This is a genomic window from Vibrio sp. EJY3 (assembly GCF_000241385.1).
In the GTDB taxonomy this organism is placed as follows: Bacteria; Pseudomonadota; Gammaproteobacteria; order Enterobacterales; family Vibrionaceae; genus Vibrio; species Vibrio natriegens.
Genome location: NC_016614.1, coordinates 104,591 through 128,019, shown reverse-complemented (window position 1 = coordinate 128,019; position 23,429 = coordinate 104,591). Strand labels below are relative to the sequence as shown.

The following is a 23,429-nucleotide window of genomic DNA, read 5'->3' as shown; positions in this document are numbered from 1 at the left end:
TTCATTAAAATTCTGCTGAAAAAATGTCTTCATCGTAAAGCACAGATTAGGACAATGGGAATCTGCTTACCTTTTGAACAATTTGTTGTAGCGAAAAAATCCAAATGGAGAGAAGAAAGCCATAACCTAAAATGCCAAGCCAAAACCTAGTAGTTATATATTCCAGTTTATCTCTTAAAATCCAGTTTATAATGCCAACCTAAAAACAAACCTTAACCGTATCAACTTATTTTCCTCTGCAGGGTTGTGCCAAGGTCGTAATGTTCGTTAGTGTAGCGATAAGCCAAGGCAAACGTGTCCCTTGGCATTTTTCACTATATAAGGATCTCTCATGTCAGCGACCATGCAATCAACATTTGCATTAAAACGCCCTTCAGGTGTTGCTGCTGCGATCCTCCTGCTCTCTCTGAAACTGATTCAGGGCTGACAGGCAATACCACACTTTCTGTCAGCTTGATAAGAAGCTGACGGGTCACTACACACTCCCCATTCCTTTCAGTTTCTTTCAAGCGAAACACAAGAGGAATAACAATGTTAAGCGCACGCAATATCGCTGCTTTAGGCTTTATGACTTTCGCCATGTATTTAGGCGCGGGTAATCTTATCTTCCCTCCATTCTTGGGGTATCAGGCTGGCGAAAACTTTCTCAGCGGTATGGCAGGCTTTCTTTTGACCGGAGTGGGATTACCTGCAATGGCATTGGTGATCGTCGCGATTGTTAATGGCTCAGATAAATTAACCGCTGCTTTACCCAAACCATTAGCCACCAGCTTTTGGGTAATGGTTTTCATCGTCATTGGTCCGGCATTCGTAATTCCACGCGCTATTACCGTGGCTTATCAATTTAGCTTTGCGCCGATGCTTGGTGATGCAGCATTAATCCCCTTCACCGCCGTGTTCTGCGTAGTTACCATTTTGTTTGCTCTATATCCCGGTAAGTTGATAGACAATCTCGGAAAAGTTCTGACACCCGCTTTAATGGCAATCTTAATTGTCTTGTCAGTGACGGCACTGGTCTACCCTGCCGGTGATTCCACTCACTCAACGGGACCATACGTAGGAGGTGCTTTTGCAGAAGGCCTGACTCAGGGATACATGACGATGGATGCACTGGGATCAATTGGCTTTGGTTGGATCATCTTCCGCGCAATTAGAAGCATGGGAATAAACTGCCGAAAAGCAACGGCAAAATACACTTTAATCGCCGCTCTTATGTATGCCGTTGCCATGGCGTTTGTGTATATTTCTTTGGCTTACATTGGCTCGACGAGCACTTACCTGGGCAATGAGTTCAGTAACGGTGGTGAGATTCTAACAGCGTTTACTTTCAGTCATTTTGGCGCTTTTGGCTCGCTTTTATTAGGCGCAGTCATGGTCTTAGCCTGTTTGACAACGGCTATTGGTGTCACCACGGCAGGAAGCGAGTTCTATGACAAGACCTTTAACAAAGTTAGCTACAAAGGCAGTGTCATCACAACAATGGTATTGGCAGGATTGATTGCCAATGTTGGACTAGAACAACTTCTGGCAATTACCTTACCGGTAGTGGTTGCCCTGCATCCAGTCGCGATTGCCTTAATGATGATGGCTCCGCTGCGTAATAAAATGTCCCAACTAATGGTGGTATTCACAGCGTTCACCGCACTACTATTTGGTTGTGTCGATGCAATGCATATTCTGGGTAATATGCCTGAATCCATTGATCAATGGATGAGCGCTCACCTGCCTCTCTACAATGATTTTGCCAGTTGGATTGTACCGAGTGTCGTCATTGCTGGGCTCGGCCTGTTGTTTAAACCAAACGAAAACAAAGGGGAGACTCTGGCGTTGGTCAAAGAATAGCGGTTACACATAAGACAACTATCTATAATTACGTTAATATATTAGGGGCTTATTTGTTAAACTCAGGTAAAGGAGTTACCTGAGTGATAACTCATTACGGAGCGCCTATGGACAATCATTATTTAGATGTAAGAACACTTAACTTTATTGTTATTTTGTTTTCTTGCATCTGTTCTATTAGCCTCCTATGTTACCAATACACACAGAATAAAATAAAAGGATTGAGCACTTTTTCTGTCTCTTTGTTGTTTATTGGTCTCGGACCATTTTTGCTTGGACTCAGAGATTCCGCTCCCGACTGGGTCACCATTATCGTGGCCAATACGCTTATTTTAATAGGCTTCTTACTCACGCTTTATAGTGTGAGTATTTTCCGTTCTTTTCCACTTAAACTCGCCCACATTATGGCGTGTTTTATCCCCTTGATTAGCGCCTCATTTTATTACTTCACTTTTTACGAACCTTCGGTCAAAAGTCGCGTTATCTACCTGAGTGTTTATCTGTGTTTGGTAACATTATGCAGTGGCATTGCGATGCTCAAAGGCAAAGAAAATGATCTAAACCTTCCTGTAAAAACCATGGCCTATTCTTTCTTTTGTTATAGCGCTTTTATGGGAGCAAGAGCCCTTTGGAGTATATTCGCACCAGAGATGGCTAGCTTTATGAATGCAGGCGTTATCCATCAACTTACTTTCTTATTTAGTATCTGTCTGATCGTTGCGTTAAGTTTTAACATTTTGTGGTTAATTAACGCCCGCCTTGTTGCATCGATTAATGACTTATCTCTACGCGATGCGTTAACCGGTCTCTATAATCGCAGAGCGTTGGAAGATATCGTCCCGTGCCTGCTCAAAGACGCGAGTAAACATAACCTTCCTGTTAGTGTCGTGATGGCCGATATTGATCGATTTAAAGCAATTAACGACCAATTTGGACATAATGCTGGCGATCAGGTTATGGAAAAGATAGCCAACATACTTAAAAAACAACTGCCTGAATCCGCATGTGTCGTGCGTGTGGGCGGTGATGAATTCTTGATGATTATTTTAGACAAATTAGATCAGGCAAAAAATTTTTCAGAGCAGATTAGAACGGCGATAGAAAATGAAGCATCCCTTCAGTCATTTGAGTTCAAAATTACGATGAGTTTTGGGGTCAGTGAACTCGTACAAAGCAGTACGATGGACAGGGCACTGACTCAAGCTGATGTCGCGCTATACCACTCTAAGCATTCTGGCCGTAATCAAGTTACGCTTTTTGGTCAATATCATGACCTCCCAGAGGCTCCTATGCACACGCTCACCAGCACACTTTCTCTTTCTAAGTAGATTTCTGCATTGATTACAAAACAAAAAGCCCTGCACAGCAGGGCTTTTTAAAACCGTTTACTGGCGGCAGTTATACTGCGATTTCACCACCGTCTTCACGGCGAATCACAACTGTCGATGCACGAGGACGAACCGTTGTACCAGCAGGTGTTTCTTCTGCTGCATCATCGCTGTATGGCCAGTTACCCGGGTGCTGGATATTTACAAACAATGATTTGTAATCTGGGCTAATGGTAAAGCCAGTCACTTCACAACCGTTTGGACCAACAAAGAAACGTTTCAGTTCGGCTTGGTTATCCGCACCAATCGTCGCTTGGTCGCCATTTTCATCCGTCAGTTTCGATGGTACGACTGCCAACATTTGATCGTTGGTGTAAGAGGTCACTTCGTCTGCACCGTTATCCGTTTGAATCCAAAGGATGCCACGGCCATCGAAAGACAAACCATCCGGGCTTGCGAACTGGTTTAACTCCGTTAGGCTTGAGCGGTTAGTGTCAGCATCAACATTTGCTGGTGAACCAAACACAAAGATATCCCAGCTAAACTCGGTAGCAGAATCGCCTTCATCCCAGCGAATCACGTGACCAAATTTATTGTTTAAGCGTGGGTTTGCCGCATTGGTATCTTCTGTACGACGAGTATTGTTAGTCAGTGTCAGATAAACCGTGCCAGTGAATGGGTCAACTGTACACCACTCAGGACGGTCCATCGGCGTTGCACCCACTAAGTCAGCAGCGCCTGCAGTGTTGAGAATGATTTCTGCTAAAGAGTCAAAATTATCCGCCAGTGTGCCACCAGAGGTTGTGATGCTATCTAGCGTCAATGGCAACCACGTACCTGTACTGTCTTCATTGAATCGCGCAACATAAAGCGTGCCTTCGTCCATGTACTTATCACCTGTTGACAGGCGATTCGCTGGGTTTGCATCAGCAGGGTCCCAGGCAGCAGCTGATTCAAATTTGTACAGGTATTCAAAGCGAGAGTCGTGACCAGAGTAGAATACCACCGGCTTACCTTCTTCCAGCTTACCGAATGCACAGCCTTCGTGACGGAAACGACCTAGTGCAGTACGTTTTTTCGCACGAGAGTTTTGCGTGTATGGGTCAATTTCAACAATATAGCCATGGCCATTAGCTTCGTTGCGGTAATCGTCACTTGAGCTTGCGCCTGTCGGTGCTAAGTTAAAACGAGTGAACTCATCCAATCGCTCTTCAGCGTTGCCAGCTAGAGTTTCCCATAAGTAGCGAGTGCTTCCTGACTCAATGCCAATACGATCTTGCTCTTCTGTACGAGTACCCGCGTTAACGAAATAGCCAGGCCAGTTCTCTTCACAAGTTAGGTAAGTTCCCCAAGGTGTGTAACCATTACCACAGTTATTCAGCGTACCGCGAGCTTGGCTGCCGTCTGGAGAAAAGCGTGTTACCGTCAATTCAGTGTGCGCAACTGGACCAGATAGATCCATCACTGTCGCACCCGTGTAACGGCGGTTAAGTGGATCAGCATCAACCAGCTTCCACATGTTGTCTTCAAGTTGGATACGAACCACAGATACGCCGTGAGCATTGATTTCTTTACGAACTTCGTCAACGATGGTACGAACATTGTTCTCAACCGTTGGGCCATTCGGATGCAGCGCTGTTGTATCGATGTATTCATGGTTGATACATAGCAAGCCATCTGTCGTGCTGTCATTCAATGGGAAGAAATGCATACCGTCATGGTGCATGCCTAACGCGTTCAGCTGGTCAGAACTGGTGTTTGAACCGTCATTTTTCCATGCGTTACCCTGAGCATTTAGAGGTGTCCCCCACGGAACCAATACCTGCGCGGTGTAACCTGATGGAATAGAAACTGCGTCCGTTAACGAACCAGGAATCGATTCAAAGTTGAGTACTGCTTTTGATACTCCAGACGCAGCACTTGTCGAAGTACCTGAGCTAGATGAATTACACCCAGCCAAGCCAAAAGCACCAAAAGCAGTCATCGCACTGATGCCCAAGCCGCCTTTCAAAATGCTACGACGAGATAGACTCGCTTCTAATACTTCTTCAAAAGGTTTGTTATTGCTGTGGTTAAAGCGCGTTGCGTTGAACGTTTCCTTACTCATGATCTCACTTTCCCAATATTTGATTTAATTTTAAATTAGATTTTATAAGTAGTTGAACGAGGGGAAGTTTGGAGAAACATTGTGACAATAATAATTAAGATAAATGAAGGTTATGTTGCTGAATTATTTCTTCACCAAATCGACTCTAGCGCGGTTAAACACCCTATCAACACAGAAGAACACGAGACATCGCTTGCACAAAGAACAACCAAACATGTCGTATTAATAGAATTTTACTTGGGATATGGTTCTATAGAAGGTATAACGTGTGCGTAATAAGATCATCTACGAGAGATAGTTATGAAATTAGAAAAAATCGATAACAAAAGCCGTCGTATCCGTAAAAAACTGTTCTTAGGCGAATTCGCAATCCTAGGGTTCGAAATCAGCTGTGAAACAGACATCAATGACTTCGACCGCTACGATGTATTCGTTGATGACTTTGTTGACTACATTGACGGTTTGGGTCTGTGCTTTGGCGGTGGTGGTCTGGAACTGTTTGAAGGCTTCCTGTGCTCAACTGAGCGCTACGGCAATGCAACTGAAGAGCAAAAAGCGCAAGTTCTGGCTTGGCTGGAAGCACGCCCTGAAGTAAAAACTGCAAAAGCTGGCGAATTGGTAGATGCCAACTACTTGTAATTCCAGACAGGGAAACTGAGCTAGGAAATTATACAAAGGCTGATCTTCGGATCGGCTTTTTTATTTTTTGTCTGAAGGAAAGTAACGCTAGGAGGGTATTTTAGAGCTGGCAATTGCTGGGAATATTGTATTCCACTGCCAGCCCATTGACGTCGAAAGTAGTTAACTATGATTTTTTAGCTGTCTCATCTTTCGTATCTTTCCAATACTGAATACGAACACGATGTAACTGAGCTCTTCTCATCTTTTTCATAGTAATCTCCCTTATTTATATAAGTAACGCTCACGTTGAGCTTATTGTCTAAGGTTTGCAATTCCGTTAAATCTATATAGGAATCAACCAATTAACCGTGACCAAATTCACAACATAATGACAATAATGGTCTTTTTACTATCGATAATATTTGAGCAAATCAAATATTATCTTCCTTACACGGTCAACCTACTCACCTGATATGACAGAAAAATGGCAATCAAGTTCCTTCTTTTTACTGTCACCAAATCTTAATAAGAATTTCCGAGGTGGAATATAATCAATTACCACACTCTTAACGCAAAAGTCTAGCACTCAGAGATAAAAACCTGCGATACAACAAAGTCTTCCATCGAACTCACTTATTACTTCTCTTAGAACAATGAAAACTTTGCTCAGCAGAGAATATTGATCTCCCAGGATATATAGACCGGTTTGTGATCGAGAGCAAATCGAGCAGCTCATCCAAAATCCTCACACTTACGACATTGGCCCATCAACTTGTGCGAGATCTCTTACACAGCGTGTAAGCAAATGGATTAAAGCACACTAAGATTAAAGCCAGAAAATAACATTAACTTATTGTTTATAAATAAAAATAATTTCATTCATGCAATCGATTTCAAAAATAATTGCAAATAGAGGATTGAGTCAAAACCACAAACCATGAATACTGAGTGTGTCGACAGGATGTTGGCAGGAACAGGAAAAAGCCTAAAGGATTAGGTATCTTCAGGATGAAGATTTGATAGCTTAGGATGAGTTGTCAGCAAGGATGTAGTTAAGCTCTAGGATAGAGTTCGCCCGTCAGGATGACAGGCTAGAATGGACACCGCTAGGAAGGCGATGAACAGGGAACTCGGTTAAAGGACTTAGCCATTATCAAGGATAGATGCAGGGAGCACCTATTTAGTAGCCGGATTGCTGCGAAAAAGAATAAGCCCCGTCTGGGAAACCAGGCGGGGTTTTATCATTTTTACCACCCATCATCGTTGCTCTTTGCTAGAGATTACCCATCGTAATTCGCTCCAGTTCGATAAAAATTATTTGTCGTCACGACGAGTTTTTTTCGTTTTCATCTGCCAGCGAAAAAATCTAATGTGCACACCCTCAACGACGTGGTTGTCCAACCACCATTCTAACTCGTTGAAGTATGTAGGTTATGTCATATCAATATCATCAGCCTGCTGCATTCTATACTCTATACTTATATTTTTAACCTGGTACTGACTTACAAAGGAACAGCCATGCGTATTGCTATTCTCTCTCGTAATGAGAATTTATATTCAACCATGCGCCTAAAGCAAGCAGGCGAAGAGCGTGGACATCAAATTGATGTTATCGACACTCTGCACTGCTACATGGACATTACGAGTAACAACCCTAAGATTCGTTATATGGGTGAAGAATTGCCACAATACGACGCGGTTATTCCACGTATCGGCGCTTCAATCACTTTCTACGGCACAGCTGTCGTACGCCAATTCGAAATGATGGGTACATTTTGTGTCAATGAATCGGTAGCGATCAGCCGTTCACGTGACAAGCTACGTTCTTTGCAGCTTTTATCTCGCAAAGGCATCGGCTTACCACGTACTGGTTTTGCTCACCACCCTGACAACATTCAGGACGTGATCAAAAACGTTGGCGGTGCTCCTCTGGTCATTAAACTACTTGAAGGTACTCAAGGTATTGGTGTTGTTCTTGCTGAAACCAATAAAGCAGCAGAAAGTGTGATTGAAGCCTTTATGGGCTTAAAAGCGAATATCATGGTTCAAGAGTTCATTGAAGAAGCTAAAGGCGCTGACATTCGCTGTTTCGTTGTGGGCAACAAGGTGATTGCAGCAATGAAGCGTCAGGCAAAAGAAGGTGAGTTCCGCTCGAACCTTCACCGCGGTGGTTCTGCTCAACTTGTCAGATTGAGCAAAGAAGAACGTGCAACGGCGGTTAATGCAGCAAGAGTAATGGGCCTAAACCTATGTGGCGTAGACATCCTGCAATCGAAAAATGGTCCTGTAGTGATGGAAGTGAACTCCTCGCCAGGTCTTGAAGGCATCGAGTTAGCAACAAATAAAGACATTGCAGGGATGATTTTCGACTTTATCGAAAAAAACGCAAAACCAAATTCAAACCGTACTCGCGGTAAAGGTTGATCACTATCCAAACAGTATAAAGAGGTGACTTCGCCTCTTTATGCGACCCGTCGCTAGGATGACACTATGAATCAGAAAATTGTCATTGGGAATGCCGAAGCAATCTGCTTACCAGAGTTAGGAATTCCCCATCTTGAAGCTCGTATTGATACTGGGGCGCAAACTTCTTCTCTTCACGTCGATAATATCGAGTGCTTTGAGAAAAACGGCCGTTCGTACGTAGAGTTCGATCTTCACCCGGATGTTTATCACTTAGAACAGGTCGTTCGTTGTACAGCGCCATTAAAAGCGAACCGTAAAGTGAAATCCTCAAACGGGACGTTCGAGCACCGCTGTGTGATCACCACAATGCTACGCATGAACGATCAACAGTGGCCAATAGACATTACGTTGACTAACCGCGAAAACATGACGTACATGATGCTGCTAGGCCGTCAGGCAATGGCAGATAAAGTGTTAGTTGATCCAAGCCAGTCACACTTGTTAGCGCCATAACGCTATCGTATAGATGAGTGACCCTTCTACAAGGTGTCACTTATCTCTTATTTCTCCAAAGCAACACACTCAACAACCCTTTCGCTTTTATTTTCGTCGCCCGCCAATGGGTATGCGGCTTGGTCGGCGCTGTATCCAGAATATGCCGATAGGCTTTTTCATCCAAAACCACCTCCCCTCCATGCGCAAGCAACAAACAGCTTGGTTGCAATTCAAAAACCCGTTTAACGGAAAGACGATATTGATTGGGGTGAAAAATAGGAAATGGTGCAATCAAGTGCTTCTTCACTTTTACTATCAGATCCGCGACGTACAACACGCTCTGTTCTGAATGATAGACCGATAAATCTCTGTCGGTATGCCCCAGCGTTTCCAATACCTGCCAATCTTCAAATCCAGGAATAGTTTCACCGTCCACCAGCTCAATATCTGGATTCAGTTTCCTTGAATACCACAGGTTACGCTTGGGTTTGCGCATTCGATTTGCCATCCACCTAGCCAACGCCAAATCCGTCAAATGCATCAACCAGCCATCAATACCGCTATACCACTGAACGTCACGTTTGGTCGCCAACACTTTGCAGCCTGTCAGAGCTCTAAGTTTATGCGCAGCGCCCGCATGATCGGGGTGCATGTGGGTTACGACCACCAGCTTGAGATCGGTAAATGGTCGCTTAAGTTGATACTCAATAAAATCTTTAAGATGAGGGATATCAGCTCGGCTTGCACCATCAAGCAACATGAGTTTATCGGCGTACTCGGCCAGGTACATGGTCTGTATGTACCCCTGAATTCTATGTAGCTGCAAAATCTATCCTTATACTGTTTTAAGACCACATCCTTGCTGGTCAGACCAACTATAACAGTAGAAGCATTAAATTGTTAAATATATGTTGTCCAAGTTAATTTGACACCAGTAACAGCACTCTGAATCCCCCCTCAAGAAGTAAACTGGGTATAAATATTTACACCAATCTTCGACAACAAAGCCTAATCGATAAGATAGATTTTAATCATTAGACTCTAAACAAATTTTGTCCGTTAATGCGCGCACACGGAGTTCGTGTCAGGGTATGAGGTGATACCAATCGTAGCAAATAACTGGTCATTCTAGCTGGTTAAAATGTTCGATAACTGCGTTACAATTTTTGACTGTAGAGTAACTACTTATGAAAAAGTTGTGCCTTGTTATCATGCATTTTTCCTGCGCTATTTCTGATCACTTACTCACTGTGATTGGTATTAATGCCTCATGAATTGCTTTTTGGTACTTTTCCTTCTAATAAATTAAAGGGTTAAGTACATTTTTGTGAGAATTGAGTTGGAAAAAGCAACGAAATTAGACCGCATTCGCGCGGACTACAACGTTCACTACTGGAGCCAAGGCTTCTACGGTATCGATAACCAAGGCGAGGTATACGTCTCTCCTCGAAGTGACCGTGCACATCAAATCCCTTTCAGTGCCATTGTAAAAGAGCTAGAAGCGAAGCAGCTGAACTTGCCTGTTCTCGTTCGCTTCCCACAGATCGTGCATCAACGTGTGCATGGTCTTTGTGATGCTTTCAACCAAGCGATTGAAGATTATCAGTATCCGAATAAATACTTGTTGGTATACCCAATTAAGGTAAACCAGCAACGTGAAGTGGTTGATGAAATACTCGCCAGCCAAGCAGAGCTCGAGACAAAACAACTCGGCCTCGAAGCTGGCAGTAAACCGGAACTATTGGCCGTACTGGCTCTGGCTCAACAGGCTAGCTCCGTGATTGTCTGTAATGGCTATAAAGATCGTGAATACGTGCGCCTTGCGCTGATTGGCGAAAAGCTCGGACATAAAGTGTTTATCGTCTTAGAGAAGCTATCAGAGCTTGATCTGGTACTGCAAGAAGCGGAAAGTTTAGGCGTAAAACCTCGCTTGGGTCTGCGTATTCGTCTTGCTTCTCAGGGTGCCGGTAAGTGGCAATCAAGTGGTGGCGAAAAGTCCAAGTTTGGTCTGTCTGCGTCACAGGTGCTGAGTGTGATTAACCGCCTGAAGAACAGCGGTAACCTCGATGCTTTGCAATTGGTACATTTCCATCTCGGGTCACAAATGGCGAACATTCGTGATGTACGCAATGGCGTGAATGAGTCTGCACGTTTTTACTGCGAGCTGCGTGCAATGGGTGCCGGCATCGATTACTTCGATGTGGGTGGCGGCTTAGCTGTGGATTACGACGGAACACGTAGCCAATCATCCAACTCGATGAACTATGGTCTTGCTGAATACGCACGAAATATCGTCAACACGGTTGGCGATGTATGTCAGCAATATGAGCAGCCGATGCCGGTGATTATTTCTGAGTCCGGTCGCTCTTTGACGGCGCATCATGCCGTGTTGGTATCCAATGTAATTGGCACAGAAGCTTACCAACCTGAAGACGTGTTTGCTCCAGCCGATGATGCCCCTTTGTTGCTGCAAAACATGTGGCGTAATTGGGAAAACTTGCAAAACGGCACTGACGCTCGAGCACTGATTGAGATTTACAACGACACGCAAAGTGACTTAGCAGAAGCACATTCTAATTTTGCAACTGGCGTGATTAACCTAGAGCAACGCGCTTGGGCAGAACAGCTGTCGCTACGCATTTACTTCGAATTGAGTCGTAAGATGAGCACGAAGAACCGCTTCCACCGTCCGATTCTGGATGAGTTGAGCGAACGTCTCGCAGACAAGTTCTTTGTTAACTTCTCGCTCTTTCAGTCTCTACCAGACGCATGGGGGATCGATCAGGTATTCCCTGTATTGCCGCTTTCTGGTTTAGGCGACGCCGAAGAACGTCGAGCGGTCATGTTGGACATCACTTGTGACTCTGATGGTGCGATTGATCTTTATGTTGATGGTCAAGGTATAGAAAGTACGTTACCAGTTCCAGCGTGGACTAAAGACAAGCCATACCTGCTGGGCTTCTTCCTAGTTGGCGCATACCAGGAAATTCTGGGTGACATGCACAACTTATTTGGCGACACCCACAGTGTGGTTGTTAACGTAGAAGAGAACGGTGAGTTTGAAATTAGCTACATCAACGAAGGTGATAGCGTAGAAGACATGATGCGTTATGTTCATATCGACGTTGAAGCGATTCGCGATAATTACAAACAACTGGTTTCAGAACGAGTTGAAGCCGGTGAACAAACACAAATCCTTGCTGAACTGGAACAAGGTTTGGTGGGATACACCTATTTAGAGGATTTCTGATATGAATGATTTGTTTACTAAAACTGATTATTCGCTTTACTCCAACTCAATGTCGTTTCTGCGTCTTCCGTACATTAAAAATCCGGTGACTGCGGAGGCAGACGTTGTGGTACTCGGCGTTCCTCTCGACATGGCAACATCTGGTCGTTCAGGGGCTCGCATGGGTCCGGATGCTATCCGTCGCGCTTCTGTAAATTTAGCCTGGGAAGGTAAAAAATTCCCTTGGGATTTCAACGTATTTGATAAGTTAACCGTCATTGATTCCGGAGACTTGGTCTTCGATTGCGGTGACGCAGAAGACTTCACTTACCGTTTGGAAGCGGCGACAAGCGAAATCTTAAAAAGCGAGAAAACAATGCTTGCACTGGGGGGGGATCATTTCATCACCCTTCCGATTCTGCGTGCTTATGCGAAACATTATGGCGAAATGGCGCTAGTTCATTTCGATGCTCATACAGACACATACGCGAACGGCAGCTCATACGACCACGGTACGATGTTCTACCATGCACCGAAAGAAGGGCTAATTTCTGCGAAGAACTCAGTACAAATTGGTATTCGTACTGAGTACAAACAGCAAGATCACGGCTTTAACGTTATTAATGCGATGCAAGCCAATGACATGTCTGTGAATGAGATTCTAGACGAGATTCGTCGTACCGTTGCTGATAAGCCAGTATACGTTACCTTTGATATAGACTGCTTAGATCCAGCATTTGCTCCGGGAACGGGAACGCCGGTTTGCGGCGGTTTAAATACTGACAAGGTGCTTAAAATCATTCGTGGTTTGGCTGGCATGAATATCGTAGGCATGGACGTGGTAGAAGTGTCACCACCTTATGACCAAAGTGATGTCACCGCATTAGCAGGCGCGACCATTGCTCTAGAACTGCTGTACGCTTACGCATCAGGTCGAGAACAAGCCTAAATTTTTCAAAGGGAGCATTCGCTCCCTTTTTTGTCTTTTCGCACAGCAAACTTTCGGATTATTTTTTCTAATCCAAATCATAGATTTTAATCTTGCTTGACGACAAAAGTTTAGATTGCCAAGCACAGATTCAAGCACTAATATCTCGCACGAATCATCCCCTAATATAACAAATTACATTAGCACTCTTTATGGAGAGCTAAGGCTTCTTACACCTTAAATTTATTGGAGATACACGTAAATGCCGGCTTCGTTTCCATTAGTGAAACTTACGTTTTTAATCGCAATATTGACTGCCGTAGGTCAGATGACCCAAACGATGTACGTGCCTTCAATCGGTCATATGGCGAGTGAATTTTTGGTTTCTGCGTCTTCACTTCAAGCCGTTATGGCCTGTTACTTGATCCCATATGGCTTTTCACAGTTTGTGTATGGTCCGTTGTCCGATCGTCTTGGACGTAAACCAATTATTATTGCTGGCTTGCTCATTTACATCGTGGGGACGTTAGTCGCTCTATTTACCCACCAGTTTGAATGGTTCTTAGTTGGTAGCTTTATTCAGGGCTTGGGCATTGGCTGTGGTGGTGCGATGGCACGTATCTTAACTCGTGACTGTTTTGAAGGTGCAGAATTACACCGTGCGAATAGCTTGATCAGCATGTGTATCCTCTTCTCACCTTTGATGGCACCATTACTGGGTGGCTATTTAACAGAAGCGTTCAGTTGGCGTTCTAGCTACCTATTTCTCGCGCTATTTGGTATTGCTGTGGTCATTACCATGATGACGAGCATGATGGAGACTCTCCCTGTCGAAAAGCGCAAAAATGAGCCAGTGACTAAGAGCTATCAATACGTTTTATCCGATAAACGCTTCCAAGGTTTTTTGATCTGCCTGGTAGCAACATTCGCGGGTGTGGGCGTCATTGAAGCAGCTGCAGGTGTGCTACTAGGCGGCGTTTTGGGGTTACCAGCGACAACCGTCAGCTTGCTGTTTATTATTCCGATCCCGGGATATCTGATTGGTTCAGGCTTATCGAGCTACATCGCTCAGCGCCGTTCAATGCGTCGAGCCCTCAATGTTGGTCTGGTTGCCATTTTTATCGGTTCAGCCGTCGTGTTGATCCCAGGCCTGTTTGGCTTAACGACCGCGTTAACCTTGATTGGCGGCGCTACTATTTACTTTTTGGGTGCAGGCATACTCTTTCCGGCAGCCACAACGGGGGCGATTTCTCCGTTCCCATACCATGCAGGTACTGCGGGTGCGACGTTGGGCGGTATGCAAAACTTGGGCGCGGGTATCGCAACCTTACTTGCGTCACTATTCCCGGCTCAGAACCAAATGCCTCTGGGTATTTTGATGATGGCGATGTCAGTTATCGCAATGCTCGGGCTACGCTGGGTTAACCGCACGCCGGATCATTCCAACCAAGTACCACAGGTTATATAACCAAACTCAATATGCATTTTCTTAGGGACATACTATGTAGTATGTCCCTTTTTTGTACTCACATTCCAAAAGACTGTTTGCTTTGTATAACAACTGCTTACACAATAAAGTTTCATATCGATCACTGGAAGATCAAAAACATCGGTAACAAACCTGAAAGCACGCTCAAGCCATATACAATTAGATTCCATTAAAAACGATGACTTGGGTATAAAATACAAGGATAAACAGATGCGTTTTACTCTTACGACGTTGGCCGTATCAGTCGCAATTTTGGCCGGATGCAGTAATCAAGGAACTTCAACTATGAACCATTATTCTCAGTCACAGCTCATTGCCCAGCAAACACAAGCGCCTGTCGCAAAGAAAGTGCCGCATGCCATGACGATTCATGGCGACACCCGTATCGATAACTACTACTGGATGCGAGACGACGAGCGCAAAGATTCGGAGGTATTGCAGCATCTTGAAGCAGAGAATAAATATACCGAAACCGTTCTCAAGCATACCGAAACGCTTCAGCAAACACTGTTTGAAGAAATCAAGGGCAGAATAGCCAAAGACGACAACTCCGTTCCGGTTCGTAAGGGCAATTACTTTTATTCCAGTGAAGTCTCTGGAGACAACGAATATGAAGTTCATCTGCGCGCCAAAGACTTTTCCGGCACCGATAAATCAGTGATTTTAGATGTCAACGAACTGGCCAAAGGTCATGAATTCTTTAATGTTAGCGGATTACATGTCAGCCCTGATGAAACGCTTTTGGCTTATGGCGAAGACACGTTAAGTCGCCGTATTTACACCATCAAAATCAAGAACCTGGAGACGGGTAAATACCTTGAGGACGAAATCGAAGGCGCTTCTAGTGCCATTGCCTGGCAAAACGATAACCAAGCGTTCTATTACATAAAAAAGGACCCACAAACACTGTTAGGCTACCAAGTCTATCGCCATGTACTGGGAACCCCGCAAAGTACAGACGAGCTGATTTACGAAGAAACAGATAGTGAGTACTACACCTACATCAGCAAGAGTAAGGATGGAGAAGAGGTCTACATTTGGCACTCCAGTACAGAAACCAGTGGTGTTTCGGTCCTTGATGCCAACAACCCAAATGCGCAAGCTGAACCCTTTTTTCCGCGCGAAACCGGTATCGAGTACAGCATCGCAAAACTTGGCGACTGGTACTACATCTACACTAACTATGAGGCAATTAACTTCCGTTTGATGAAAGTGCACAAAGACAACATGCACGACCGTTCTCAATGGCAAGATGTTATTCCGGCAGACGATGATACTCAGCTGGTCGATTTTGAGTTGTTCGATGACCATCTGGTTTATGAGCAACGCGCAAATGGCTTATCAACGGTCACTGTGCGTGAACTATCCAGCGGTAGCGAATTCCCCCTCCAATTTCACGATAGCGCATTTGCGGCGTACCTAACTGGAAACTACGAGTTAGATAACAATAAAGTACGCATTTACTACAGTAGCTTAACCACGCCGGGTACTTACTATGATTTCGATCTGAAAACGGGTGAATCTGAGGTCATGAAACAAACCCCAGTCCTGGGTGACTTTAACGCTGATAATTACCAGTCTGAACGAATCATGGTCAAAGCTCGTGATGGCAAGTCAGTGCCTGTTTCGCTGGTTTATCGCAAAGATCGCTTTAACAAAGATGGTACCAACCCTATTTATCAATACGGTTACGGTTCTTATGGCGCAACAATAGAGCCAACCTTCAGCTCAACACGTTTAAGTTTACTGGATCGTGGTTTCGTTTTCGCCATTGCCCATATTCGCGGCTCTGAAATGCTCGGCCGACCTTGGTATGAGGATGGTAAAAAGCTGACAAAGCAAAACACCTTTAACGATTTTGTCGATGTAACGAAAGGCTTAGTCGAGAAGAACTATGGTGCAAAAGATAAAGTGTTCGCGGTGGGAGGTTCGGCAGGAGGCCTGTTAATGGGCGCTGTTATTAACCAAGCGCCTGAGTTATACCGCGGCATTGGTGCGCATGTACCTTTTGTCGATGTTGTGACGACGATGTTGGATGAATCGATTCCATTAACCACGAATGAATACGATGAGTGGGGTAACCCGAACAACAAAACCTATTACGACTACATGTTGAGTTATTCGCCTTACGACAATATTAAAGCGCAGGATTACCCAAACATGCTCGTCACCACGGGTTTGCATGACTCTCAGGTTCAGTACTTTGAGCCAATGAAGTGGATAGCTAAGTTGCGCGAAATGAAGACTGATAACAACGTGCTGGTGTTTAAGACCGATATGGAGGCAGGACATGGTGGCGCTTCCGGTCGATTTAAACGCCTAAAAGAAGATGCACTAGAGTATGCTTTCTTCCTGGACCTGCTAGAAACAAAGTAACAGAAAAACAATGCCCGCACTTGCGGGCATTGTTACGATCAGCGTCAGCACAATAATCGGCCGGAAATAAAAACGCCTACTCCCTTAATCCTTTTTACAAAGCAAGAAGTAGGCGCTAACACAATAACTGTGTTTAGGCAGTAGATACTGTCCTATTGATTAGAAGTAGTAACGAGCACCGATAGTCCAGTAGTCGTTCTCATCTTCATCAATGTCGTTACCTAGATCAATTTGGTAACCTGCGAATGTATAGAATGAAGGAGTAACAGCGTACTCTGCTTGTAGTGCCATTTCGCTGTAAAGAGTGTCTAGATCATCGTCTTCCACGCCTTCGTAGTTCACGCTGAAAGTCCAATCGTTAACACCGTACGCTAAAAGTGCTTCTAGCTGAGTAGTGTCTTCTAGACCTTCAAAGAAGTATTCGTTCATACCGTATACAACTGCCGCATAAAGGCCTGAACCGTAAGAGCCGTAGTATGCTGACAAAATATGTGAACTTGCGTTTTCTTTACCAGTTTGACCACCAAATTCAACATCACCACCGCTGTATGCGTAGCCAAGACCGAAGCCTGCTAACTCAGTGCTGATAGAAACTTGGCCACGGTCATCGTAATCACCGTTTTGACCTTGCCAACCTAGACCTAGATTGAACGCAAAGCCTTCACCGAATTGGAAACCTTTACGGTAGCTAACCATTTTTTCACCACGAGCAGAACCAAGCTCGTAGTAGTTTGAATATAGGAAGTCGTTCGCAAACGCGATTGGCAAATCAGCAACACCACCTACATCGTAGTATGGAGTCCACTGCGTACCTACAACCAGACGACCAAGTTGCTCATGCGTTGCGCCAATGTAGCCAAGACGAGTTGAAAAAGACTGATCGCCACCGTTTAGGTAGTTAAGTGCCCACTCACCTTTAGCATCAACAGTCACACCATTGCCGATGTCTTTTTTGCCCGCCACGTTGATACGAGGAGATACTTGGTGAACCTTTACGTCCTCGTCATAATACTCACCCACGCCCACAGATACATGACCGCCGATTGATAGAGATGTACCATCGCTGTTGTAAACTTCTGCTGCGAATGCCTGTGTACCACATGCTAGTGCCGCCACTGCTACGGCTAGAGCTTTCATTTTCATTGTTAACATCCATATAGTTGTTTGTGCCGATTCGTTCAAAAACAGAATAACCCTGCATCATTTGCAACGAACAGATAACAAGGTAGTAATGAAATTTAAATAAAACAAACAACTTATTATGCAACCAATCCACCCATTGATTAATATATGAACAATGTCACATAAAAATAGTGAACTTTTCATTCATATGCATAAAATTTGTGCTTTTTGCGTGCTACTTCTCTCAATGTACCGATATCTATTAATTTTAATTCTATCAATAGAAAAATATTGGCTGATACCTTTGCAGTATGATGTGTTATTAAGTAAAAACCAGTGAGTTGGAATTAATGATCTTTGCCTGACCAATGCAGAGCTTTGTATCGAAATCAGCCTAGTTTGTTAGATAAATTCGCTGATTTTTTACTGATCGGTACAGACTACTCAGTCTAACTCTCTTGCATAAATGCTATAGATTATTGGAAATATGGAGGGTTAAAATGCAAAAAAGCCCGAGTGTTACCTCGAGCTTTTTGAGTGTTCTTGACAGCTATCTAAGAATTTAAACTGGATTCTGCTTTACGAAGTTGAGACAAATAAGTCACCCAACTTTTTGCCTGATCGGATGGCTTCATTTCATAAGATCGTTTCGCGTTTGCGAGCGCATCATCAATTCGCTTCAACTTGTAATAAACCCGAGCTTTGATAAGCGCGACGTCAGATGGTCTGCCAGAAACGTCATCCAAAACGGCCAATGCCTGTTGGTACTGCCCTTCCTGTACGAGTAGCTGAGAGTAGTTCCAGTTGTACTGTGAGTCGAGTTTCGCGGCTATGCGCCAGCTATCTATCGACTTATCCCACTCTTTGGCCATTTGCCAGTACGTTGCTTGCTGAGCTTTCAATTTACTGTCTGAATTAATCTCATTGAGCTCATCCAAGACCAACGCAGCACGTTCTGGAATTCCTCGATTTGCATACAGTTGCGCTAACAGCTTCAAATCATCCTGGCTGAGTTCGACACCTTGAAGCTTAGCAAGAGCCAAAGAATCTAAAGCACGCTTATTATCATTAATGCGAAGATGTAAAGCGACCAGTTGACGCCACCATTCCACACGTGCAGGTTCAATCGCAATCAAACGCTTTATTGTGCCAATCGCTGGCTTCCACTTTTTGAGTTCCAGCTCAGCAGAAAGCTTGATCGAAAGCGGGCCTGTCTTGTCTGGCTGACCAAACTGCTCATAGCGCCCCATGGCTGAAATCACTTTATTCCACTCTCTTAGTTGGTAATGCGACTGTGCTATACGCAACCAAACATCATGGGCTTTGTGATTTTTAGGCACGTTCTTACTTAACGCATAATAGTGCGGTAACGCTTTGGAAAACTGTTGTTCGTTAAGCAGCATATCAGCCAGCATCTTACGGGTTTGCCACGCCTGTTCATCCTGCAACAAACCACTGTTCACTGCATACTCAAGTTGTTTAATTGCAGGCTTAATTTGCTGGTTTTGCCAATAGAAAATACCCAACATACGAGCGACGAAAGCCTGATCATAACCACGAGAAAGATCTAATCCTTCAAGTGTAGAAATGGCCTCTTTGAGGTTATCTTCCTGCGCCATAGCATGTGCCCGCTGGACACGCGAAGCCGTGTACTGACTTAACTCGTTAGCGGTGGTCGTAAAAGCGCTTAAGCATAAGACGGCACCAATTAGGAATTTCTTCATCATTTCGGTAACTTGAACTCCAGTCTTACGGTCTGCCCAAACTGCTCGATTGACACACCATTCTCAACTTTTGGCTGATATTTCCAGTTTCTAAGCGCACGTATCGACTCACGCTCAAACATGCGACTTGGCTCAGCTTCAACCACTTCAATATCTTTTGGACGGCCAGTCGCGTCAATAGTAAAGCGCAACACCACGTAACCTTCTACTTTACGTTTCTGAGCTTTGCTCGGATAGCGAGGTTCCACGCGATAAAGAGGTAGCGCTTGTTGATTACCCATCGTGCCTTTTAGATTTGGCGCACTAATCGCAATACCATCCAACGCCGTATTTAGGCCCAAAGCGCTGGTCGGCGTGACTTGGCTCATCGGCTCAACTTGCGTGTTCGCTTGAGACAAATCCATCGGCTCTGGTGCTTTCGGCGGCTCAGGCTGCTCTGGAACCGAGCGTTGACGACGCTGTATGTCTGCATCGTTTTCCACCATGACCATGTCAAAGCGAACCGCTTCAGAAGCTTTGGGCGCACGCTGGTTGCCATTGTCTACCATCCACGCCATAAAGCTAAACAAGCTGACTGAAATCAACAAAGACACAGGTAATGCAAGTAACAGCCTACCCATTAAGGTGTCTCCGCTGCCAATGCAATGTTCTTAACGCCTGCGCCTTTTGCTGCATCCATTACTTTTACAACCGTACCATTATAAGCATGCTCATCCGCTTGGATGACAAGCGATGCATCAGGCTGATCAAGCAGCAAATGCTCGATAGAGGCTTCTACACGCTCGATATCGACCAAACGCTTGTCAATATACACATCGTTTGCTGCCGTTACCGCGATAAAAATACCAGCATCTTTCTGGCTCACCACGTTTGAAGCCTGCGGGCGATTGACTTCTACCCCTGACTCACGAACAAATGAGCTAGTAACAATAAAGAAAATCAACATGATGAACACGATATCAAGCATGGATGTTAAATCGACTTGAGCTTCGTCTTGTTGATTAGGTCTGCGTCCGAGTCTCACTTCTGACTCCTTAAAGATTGTTCTAATTGGATGGCTCTGCGTTCACACACTTTGCTTAATCGTGCATGAATAAACATCCCCGCCAACGCTGCTACCATTCCAGCCATAGTAGGTAAAGTGGCAAGCGAGATGCCTGAAGCCATCAATTTTGGATTGCTGCTGCCCTGTGAAGCCATCACATCAAACACGGTAATCATGCCCGTCACCGTGCCTAACAAGCCAAGCATTGGGCAAATAGCCACAAGCAATTTGATCGTTGATAAGTTCTGACGCAATTCAATCTGCGCCTTTGCAATCCATCCTTCGCGGATTTGATGCGCGTACCAAGAGTGATGTTCTGACCTTGCCAACCACTGGTCACGAAGCTCTGCTTTTACTTTAGGAAAAACCGTAGTCAGGTAAATCACCCGCTCCATGACCAATAACCAGCACACCGCAACCACGGCAGCCAACCACCATAAGATCTGGCCACCTTGCTGCATAAAGCTCATCAAGGTTGTGGCCCAATCTTCGCTGATCAAACCCAATGTGTTGAGTAAGATCTGCTCCATTACGCTGCATTCTCCGCGACAGTGTTCACTTTATTCATTCCTTTCGGCATATCGCGCTCAGCCTGTTCTGCGACTAAGCCGATGCCTTGCTTCTCAAGAATATTGCGAATATTTTCTGCTTGTGAGCTCAACACATTGTGAGCCAGAAGCAGAGGCATTGCAGCAACCAGACCAAGTACTGTCGTTACCAGCGCCATTGAAATACCACCAGCCATGACTTTTGGATCGCCGTTACCAAACTGAGTGATCACCTGGAAGGTTTCGATCATGCCTGTTACGGTTCCAAGCAGACCAAGCATAGGAGCCAGTGCCGCCAGTAGTTTCAGCATCGACAAGCCTTTTTCCAGATGCGTCTGTTCATCAACCACCGCTTCAAGCAGACGCAATTCTAATGCTTCCACACTGCGATGTTTGTCTTTCTGATACACCGCAAGAACACGGCCTAACGGATTATCTTGTGGCTGAGTAGGGCTCTTCAGTTGCTGTGCGATCTTCTGACGTGCAATCATTAGCGATACGCCACGAACGAGCGCAATGATCAAACCGATAGCTAGTAAGCCAAGAATGATCTTACCCACGACACCACCAGCGCTGAGGCGATCTTGCAGGGTTGGCGAGTTCGCAAGTTGCTCCAAAAGGATACCGCGTGATGGATCAATAACGATGCTCTCTAGGTCGCCCGAGGTGAGTGAGCTTGCTGTCGGACCATTTTCAGGCTGACGAAGGTAGTTAACCGCATCGCCACGCTGACCATTCCAGTTCACATAACCGTTGTCATCCAGTAACGCCATCGCGCCCAGGCGAGCGCCCGAAATCGTCTGCTCACGACCTTCACCATCCAGCAATGTGAATGATACATTCGCGAGTTCACCACTTGCCTTCACCTGCTCTTCCATACTGCGCCACATGGCCTGAAGCTGTGACAAAGTAGGCAAAGAGGTCGCAGCAACAATAGCCTCGATGTCTTTCTGGTAAGTGTTACGGTCAACTCCCGTTACGGAATGTTTAAGCTCAGATTCAAGTTCTTTTGCATTCTGACGTACAACACCGAATAGCTCGCCAAGGCTGCCTGTCTCTAAACGAAGCTTCTCTTCAAGTTGTGCCAATTCAGCTTCATTTTCACTGAACGTCGCGCTTAACGCGTCAGCTTCAGTTTGCAAAGCTGCACGCTCTGCAGCCAGTTGATTTTTAAGCGACTGCAACTCTTGTTCTGATTGTTTAAAACCGGCTTCACGCGTTACGTTGTGAGATTGCTGTTGACGATTTTCCTGCTGCGCTTTTTGCAACAAAGTGTCGCTGGCAAATGTGGTGTGAGGCATCAACGCAGCGCCTGAGATTAATGCAACCGATAACCATTTTTTGATCATTTATTTGCCCTCCGCAACGGTCAGCGACACTGGCAACGTTAACATGCTCGGTGCGATTTGCTTGTTTGCCATGGCAAACGCTTTGTCCAATTCTGTTTTTTGGTCAGAACCAAGTGGCTGCCAGGCTTTTTGCTGTTGCGACCAACTCCAGAACGTTTCTCCGGATAAGCTACGTGCGATCAACGATACTCGACCTAAATAAAGGACGTCGGCCTCGACTGTTTCGTTCGCAGATAAATCAATCTTGCCTTGGTAAACGCCAAGTCGAGTGCCGTAATCCATTTCGATTTGGTACGCTTCCAGGATTCGGCGAAACTTTTCTGCATCGGCAACATCCGCACGAGTCATCATCGAATCAAGCTTCGCAATACGCTCTTCGCGTTGTGCTTTACGAATCGGCTTATCGTTCGCCACGATCTCTTTTAACCCGTCAAGCATGTGATACATCAACGGCACAACACCTTGGCGAGTGTGCGCAATCTGCTCAATTTGGTCATTCAAGTTATTTACTTCTTGATTCTGACTATTCACAAGACTGGTAAGGTGATCGCGATAAATCTTTAAATTGCTGACTTCTTCTTGCAACTGTTCGATTTCTGCCTCCAAGGTCAACGCCTTTTCCGCACTGGTATCAATGCGTTTTTGACTAGCCGCGGATGCTTGATTGGTTTTACTTTGCACTGCTTGTGCACCGCTGAGATTTTCCGCGTGAACGGGAATCAAAACCGATGAAATCAACAGAGCGATACTTGATTTAATTAGATTCATACGAGTTTAAATGCTATTTCCTAAAACGACTAAAGGGGAATACGACCCTTCC

18 protein-coding genes are annotated in these 23,429 nt (G+C 44.9%); 9 read left to right on the top strand and 9 right to left on the bottom strand.

All coding sequences use genetic code 11. The annotated features are described in order from the left end of the window. Positions 1-531 precede the first annotated feature (531 nt). On the top strand, positions 532-1,842 hold the full coding sequence (brnQ, locus tag VEJY3_RS16520; RefSeq protein WP_041170384.1) for a branched-chain amino acid transport system II carrier protein: 1,311 nt from the start codon (positions 532-534) through the stop codon (positions 1,840-1,842). Positions 1,843-1,949: 107 nt separating this feature from the next. After that, complete coding sequence (locus tag VEJY3_RS16515) at positions 1,950-3,170, top strand: GGDEF domain-containing protein (protein WP_041170383.1); 1,221 nt, start codon at positions 1,950-1,952, stop codon at positions 3,168-3,170. A gap of 70 nt (positions 3,171-3,240) precedes the next feature. Here the strand turns inward: VEJY3_RS16515 and VEJY3_RS16510 are convergent, their stop codons facing one another. Continuing rightward, positions 3,241-5,277 (bottom strand): PhoX family phosphatase, encoded by a 2,037-nt coding sequence (locus tag VEJY3_RS16510; RefSeq protein WP_014233540.1) that lies wholly within the window; start codon positions 5,275-5,277, stop codon positions 3,241-3,243. Positions 5,278-5,577: 300 nt separating this feature from the next. Between VEJY3_RS16510 and VEJY3_RS16500 the strand changes: the two genes are divergently transcribed. The 3 genes from VEJY3_RS16500 (at position 5,578) to VEJY3_RS16490 (ending at position 8,817) form a co-directional block, all read left to right on the top strand. Next, on the top strand, positions 5,578-5,916 hold the full coding sequence (locus VEJY3_RS16500) for a YggL family protein (RefSeq protein WP_014233538.1): 339 nt from the start codon (positions 5,578-5,580) through the stop codon (positions 5,914-5,916). A gap of 1,500 nt (positions 5,917-7,416) precedes the next feature. Then, positions 7,417-8,322, top strand: coding sequence for a 30S ribosomal protein S6--L-glutamate ligase (gene rimK / locus VEJY3_RS16495; RefSeq protein WP_014233536.1), 906 nt, complete (start codon positions 7,417-7,419; stop codon positions 8,320-8,322). A 66-nt stretch (positions 8,323-8,388) separates the two neighbouring features. Further along, positions 8,389-8,817, top strand: coding sequence for a RimK/LysX family protein (locus VEJY3_RS16490; protein ID WP_014233535.1), 429 nt, complete (start codon positions 8,389-8,391; stop codon positions 8,815-8,817). A gap of 40 nt (positions 8,818-8,857) precedes the next feature. Here VEJY3_RS16490 and VEJY3_RS16485 read toward each other — a convergent pair whose 3' ends face one another. Then, the gene (locus VEJY3_RS16485) at positions 8,858-9,589 is read right to left on the bottom strand and encodes an MBL fold metallo-hydrolase (RefSeq protein WP_014233534.1); all 732 of its coding nucleotides are present in this window, start codon (positions 9,587-9,589) and stop codon (positions 8,858-8,860) included. Positions 9,590-10,138: 549 nt separating this feature from the next. Between VEJY3_RS16485 and speA the strand changes: the two genes are divergently transcribed. The 4 genes from speA to VEJY3_RS16465 all read left to right on the top strand — a co-directional run bounded on the left by speA (position 10,139) and on the right by VEJY3_RS16465 (position 16,821). Next, entirely contained in the window at positions 10,139-12,049 is a 1,911-nt protein-coding gene (gene speA, locus VEJY3_RS16480; RefSeq protein ID WP_014233533.1) for an arginine decarboxylase, read from the top strand. A 1-nt stretch (position 12,050) separates the two neighbouring features. Continuing rightward, a complete protein-coding gene (speB, locus tag VEJY3_RS16475; RefSeq protein ID WP_014233532.1) occupies positions 12,051-12,977 on the top strand; it encodes an agmatinase in 927 nt (308 codons plus the stop codon). Between the two features lie 241 nt (positions 12,978-13,218). Further along, the gene (gene emrD / locus VEJY3_RS16470; protein WP_014233531.1) at positions 13,219-14,424 is read left to right on the top strand and encodes a multidrug efflux MFS transporter EmrD; all 1,206 of its coding nucleotides are present in this window, start codon (positions 13,219-13,221) and stop codon (positions 14,422-14,424) included. Between the two features lie 231 nt (positions 14,425-14,655). Continuing rightward, positions 14,656-16,821 carry a S9 family peptidase gene (locus tag VEJY3_RS16465; protein WP_041170382.1) on the top strand — a complete coding sequence of 722 codons (2,166 nt, stop codon included), beginning with the start codon at positions 14,656-14,658 and terminating at the stop codon, positions 16,819-16,821. 159 nt (positions 16,822-16,980) lie between these two features. On the opposite strand, the gene VEJY3_RS16460 is transcribed toward VEJY3_RS16465, so the two are convergent. The 7 genes from VEJY3_RS16460 to VEJY3_RS16430 all read right to left on the bottom strand — a co-directional run bounded on the left by VEJY3_RS16460 (position 16,981) and on the right by VEJY3_RS16430 (position 23,377). Continuing rightward, on the bottom strand, positions 16,981-17,964 hold the full coding sequence (locus VEJY3_RS16460) for a porin (RefSeq protein WP_014233529.1): 984 nt from the start codon (positions 17,962-17,964) through the stop codon (positions 16,981-16,983). 533 nt (positions 17,965-18,497) lie between these two features. Then, positions 18,498-19,670 carry a tetratricopeptide repeat protein gene (locus VEJY3_RS16455; RefSeq protein WP_014233528.1) on the bottom strand — a complete coding sequence of 391 codons (1,173 nt, stop codon included), beginning with the start codon at positions 19,668-19,670 and terminating at the stop codon, positions 18,498-18,500. Continuing rightward, a complete protein-coding gene (locus VEJY3_RS16450; RefSeq protein ID WP_014233527.1) occupies positions 19,667-20,287 on the bottom strand; it encodes an energy transducer TonB in 621 nt (206 codons plus the stop codon). Before VEJY3_RS16450 ends, VEJY3_RS16455 begins: the two co-directional genes overlap by 4 nt. Next, positions 20,287-20,691 carry a biopolymer transporter ExbD gene (locus VEJY3_RS16445; RefSeq protein WP_014233526.1) on the bottom strand — a complete coding sequence of 135 codons (405 nt, stop codon included), beginning with the start codon at positions 20,689-20,691 and terminating at the stop codon, positions 20,287-20,289. The genes VEJY3_RS16450 and VEJY3_RS16445 overlap by 1 nt, the downstream gene beginning before the upstream one ends. Continuing rightward, positions 20,688-21,242 (bottom strand): MotA/TolQ/ExbB proton channel family protein, encoded by a 555-nt coding sequence (locus VEJY3_RS16440; protein WP_014233525.1) that lies wholly within the window; start codon positions 21,240-21,242, stop codon positions 20,688-20,690. The genes VEJY3_RS16445 and VEJY3_RS16440 overlap by 4 nt, the downstream gene beginning before the upstream one ends. Further along, positions 21,242-22,609 carry a MotA/TolQ/ExbB proton channel family protein gene (locus VEJY3_RS16435; RefSeq protein ID WP_014233524.1) on the bottom strand — a complete coding sequence of 456 codons (1,368 nt, stop codon included), beginning with the start codon at positions 22,607-22,609 and terminating at the stop codon, positions 21,242-21,244. The genes VEJY3_RS16440 and VEJY3_RS16435 overlap by 1 nt, the downstream gene beginning before the upstream one ends. Next, positions 22,610-23,377, bottom strand: a complete 768-nt coding sequence (locus VEJY3_RS16430; RefSeq protein ID WP_014233523.1) for a DUF3450 domain-containing protein — start codon at positions 23,375-23,377, stop codon at positions 22,610-22,612. Positions 23,378-23,429 lie beyond the last annotated feature (52 nt).

What these genes read in the sequence shown, in the direction of transcription:
- brnQ (WP_041170384.1), top strand. Translation starts at nt 532, where the DNA reads ATGTTAAGCGCACGCAATATCGCTGCTTTAGGCTTTATGACTTTCGCC.
- VEJY3_RS16515 (WP_041170383.1), top strand. Translation starts at nt 1,950, where the DNA reads ATGGACAATCATTATTTAGATGTAAGAACACTTAACTTTATTGTTATT.
- VEJY3_RS16510 (WP_014233540.1), bottom strand. Translation starts at nt 5,277, where the DNA reads ATGAGTAAGGAAACGTTCAACGCAACGCGCTTTAACCACAGCAATAAC.
- VEJY3_RS16500 (WP_014233538.1), top strand. Translation starts at nt 5,578, where the DNA reads ATGAAATTAGAAAAAATCGATAACAAAAGCCGTCGTATCCGTAAAAAA.
- rimK (WP_014233536.1), top strand. Translation starts at nt 7,417, where the DNA reads ATGCGTATTGCTATTCTCTCTCGTAATGAGAATTTATATTCAACCATG.
- VEJY3_RS16490 (WP_014233535.1), top strand. Translation starts at nt 8,389, where the DNA reads ATGAATCAGAAAATTGTCATTGGGAATGCCGAAGCAATCTGCTTACCA.
- VEJY3_RS16485 (WP_014233534.1), bottom strand. Translation starts at nt 9,589, where the DNA reads ATGTACCTGGCCGAGTACGCCGATAAACTCATGTTGCTTGATGGTGCA.
- speB (WP_014233532.1), top strand. Translation starts at nt 12,051, where the DNA reads ATGAATGATTTGTTTACTAAAACTGATTATTCGCTTTACTCCAACTCA.
- emrD (WP_014233531.1), top strand. Translation starts at nt 13,219, where the DNA reads ATGCCGGCTTCGTTTCCATTAGTGAAACTTACGTTTTTAATCGCAATA.
- VEJY3_RS16465 (WP_041170382.1), top strand. Translation starts at nt 14,656, where the DNA reads ATGCGTTTTACTCTTACGACGTTGGCCGTATCAGTCGCAATTTTGGCC.
- VEJY3_RS16460 (WP_014233529.1), bottom strand. Translation starts at nt 17,964, where the DNA reads ATGAAAATGAAAGCTCTAGCCGTAGCAGTGGCGGCACTAGCATGTGGT.
- VEJY3_RS16455 (WP_014233528.1), bottom strand. Translation starts at nt 19,670, where the DNA reads ATGATGAAGAAATTCCTAATTGGTGCCGTCTTATGCTTAAGCGCTTTT.
- VEJY3_RS16450 (WP_014233527.1), bottom strand. Translation starts at nt 20,287, where the DNA reads ATGGGTAGGCTGTTACTTGCATTACCTGTGTCTTTGTTGATTTCAGTC.
- VEJY3_RS16440 (WP_014233525.1), bottom strand. Translation starts at nt 21,242, where the DNA reads ATGGAGCAGATCTTACTCAACACATTGGGTTTGATCAGCGAAGATTGG.
- VEJY3_RS16435 (WP_014233524.1), bottom strand. Translation starts at nt 22,609, where the DNA reads ATGATCAAAAAATGGTTATCGGTTGCATTAATCTCAGGCGCTGCGTTG.
- VEJY3_RS16430 (WP_014233523.1), bottom strand. Translation starts at nt 23,377, where the DNA reads ATGAATCTAATTAAATCAAGTATCGCTCTGTTGATTTCATCGGTTTTG.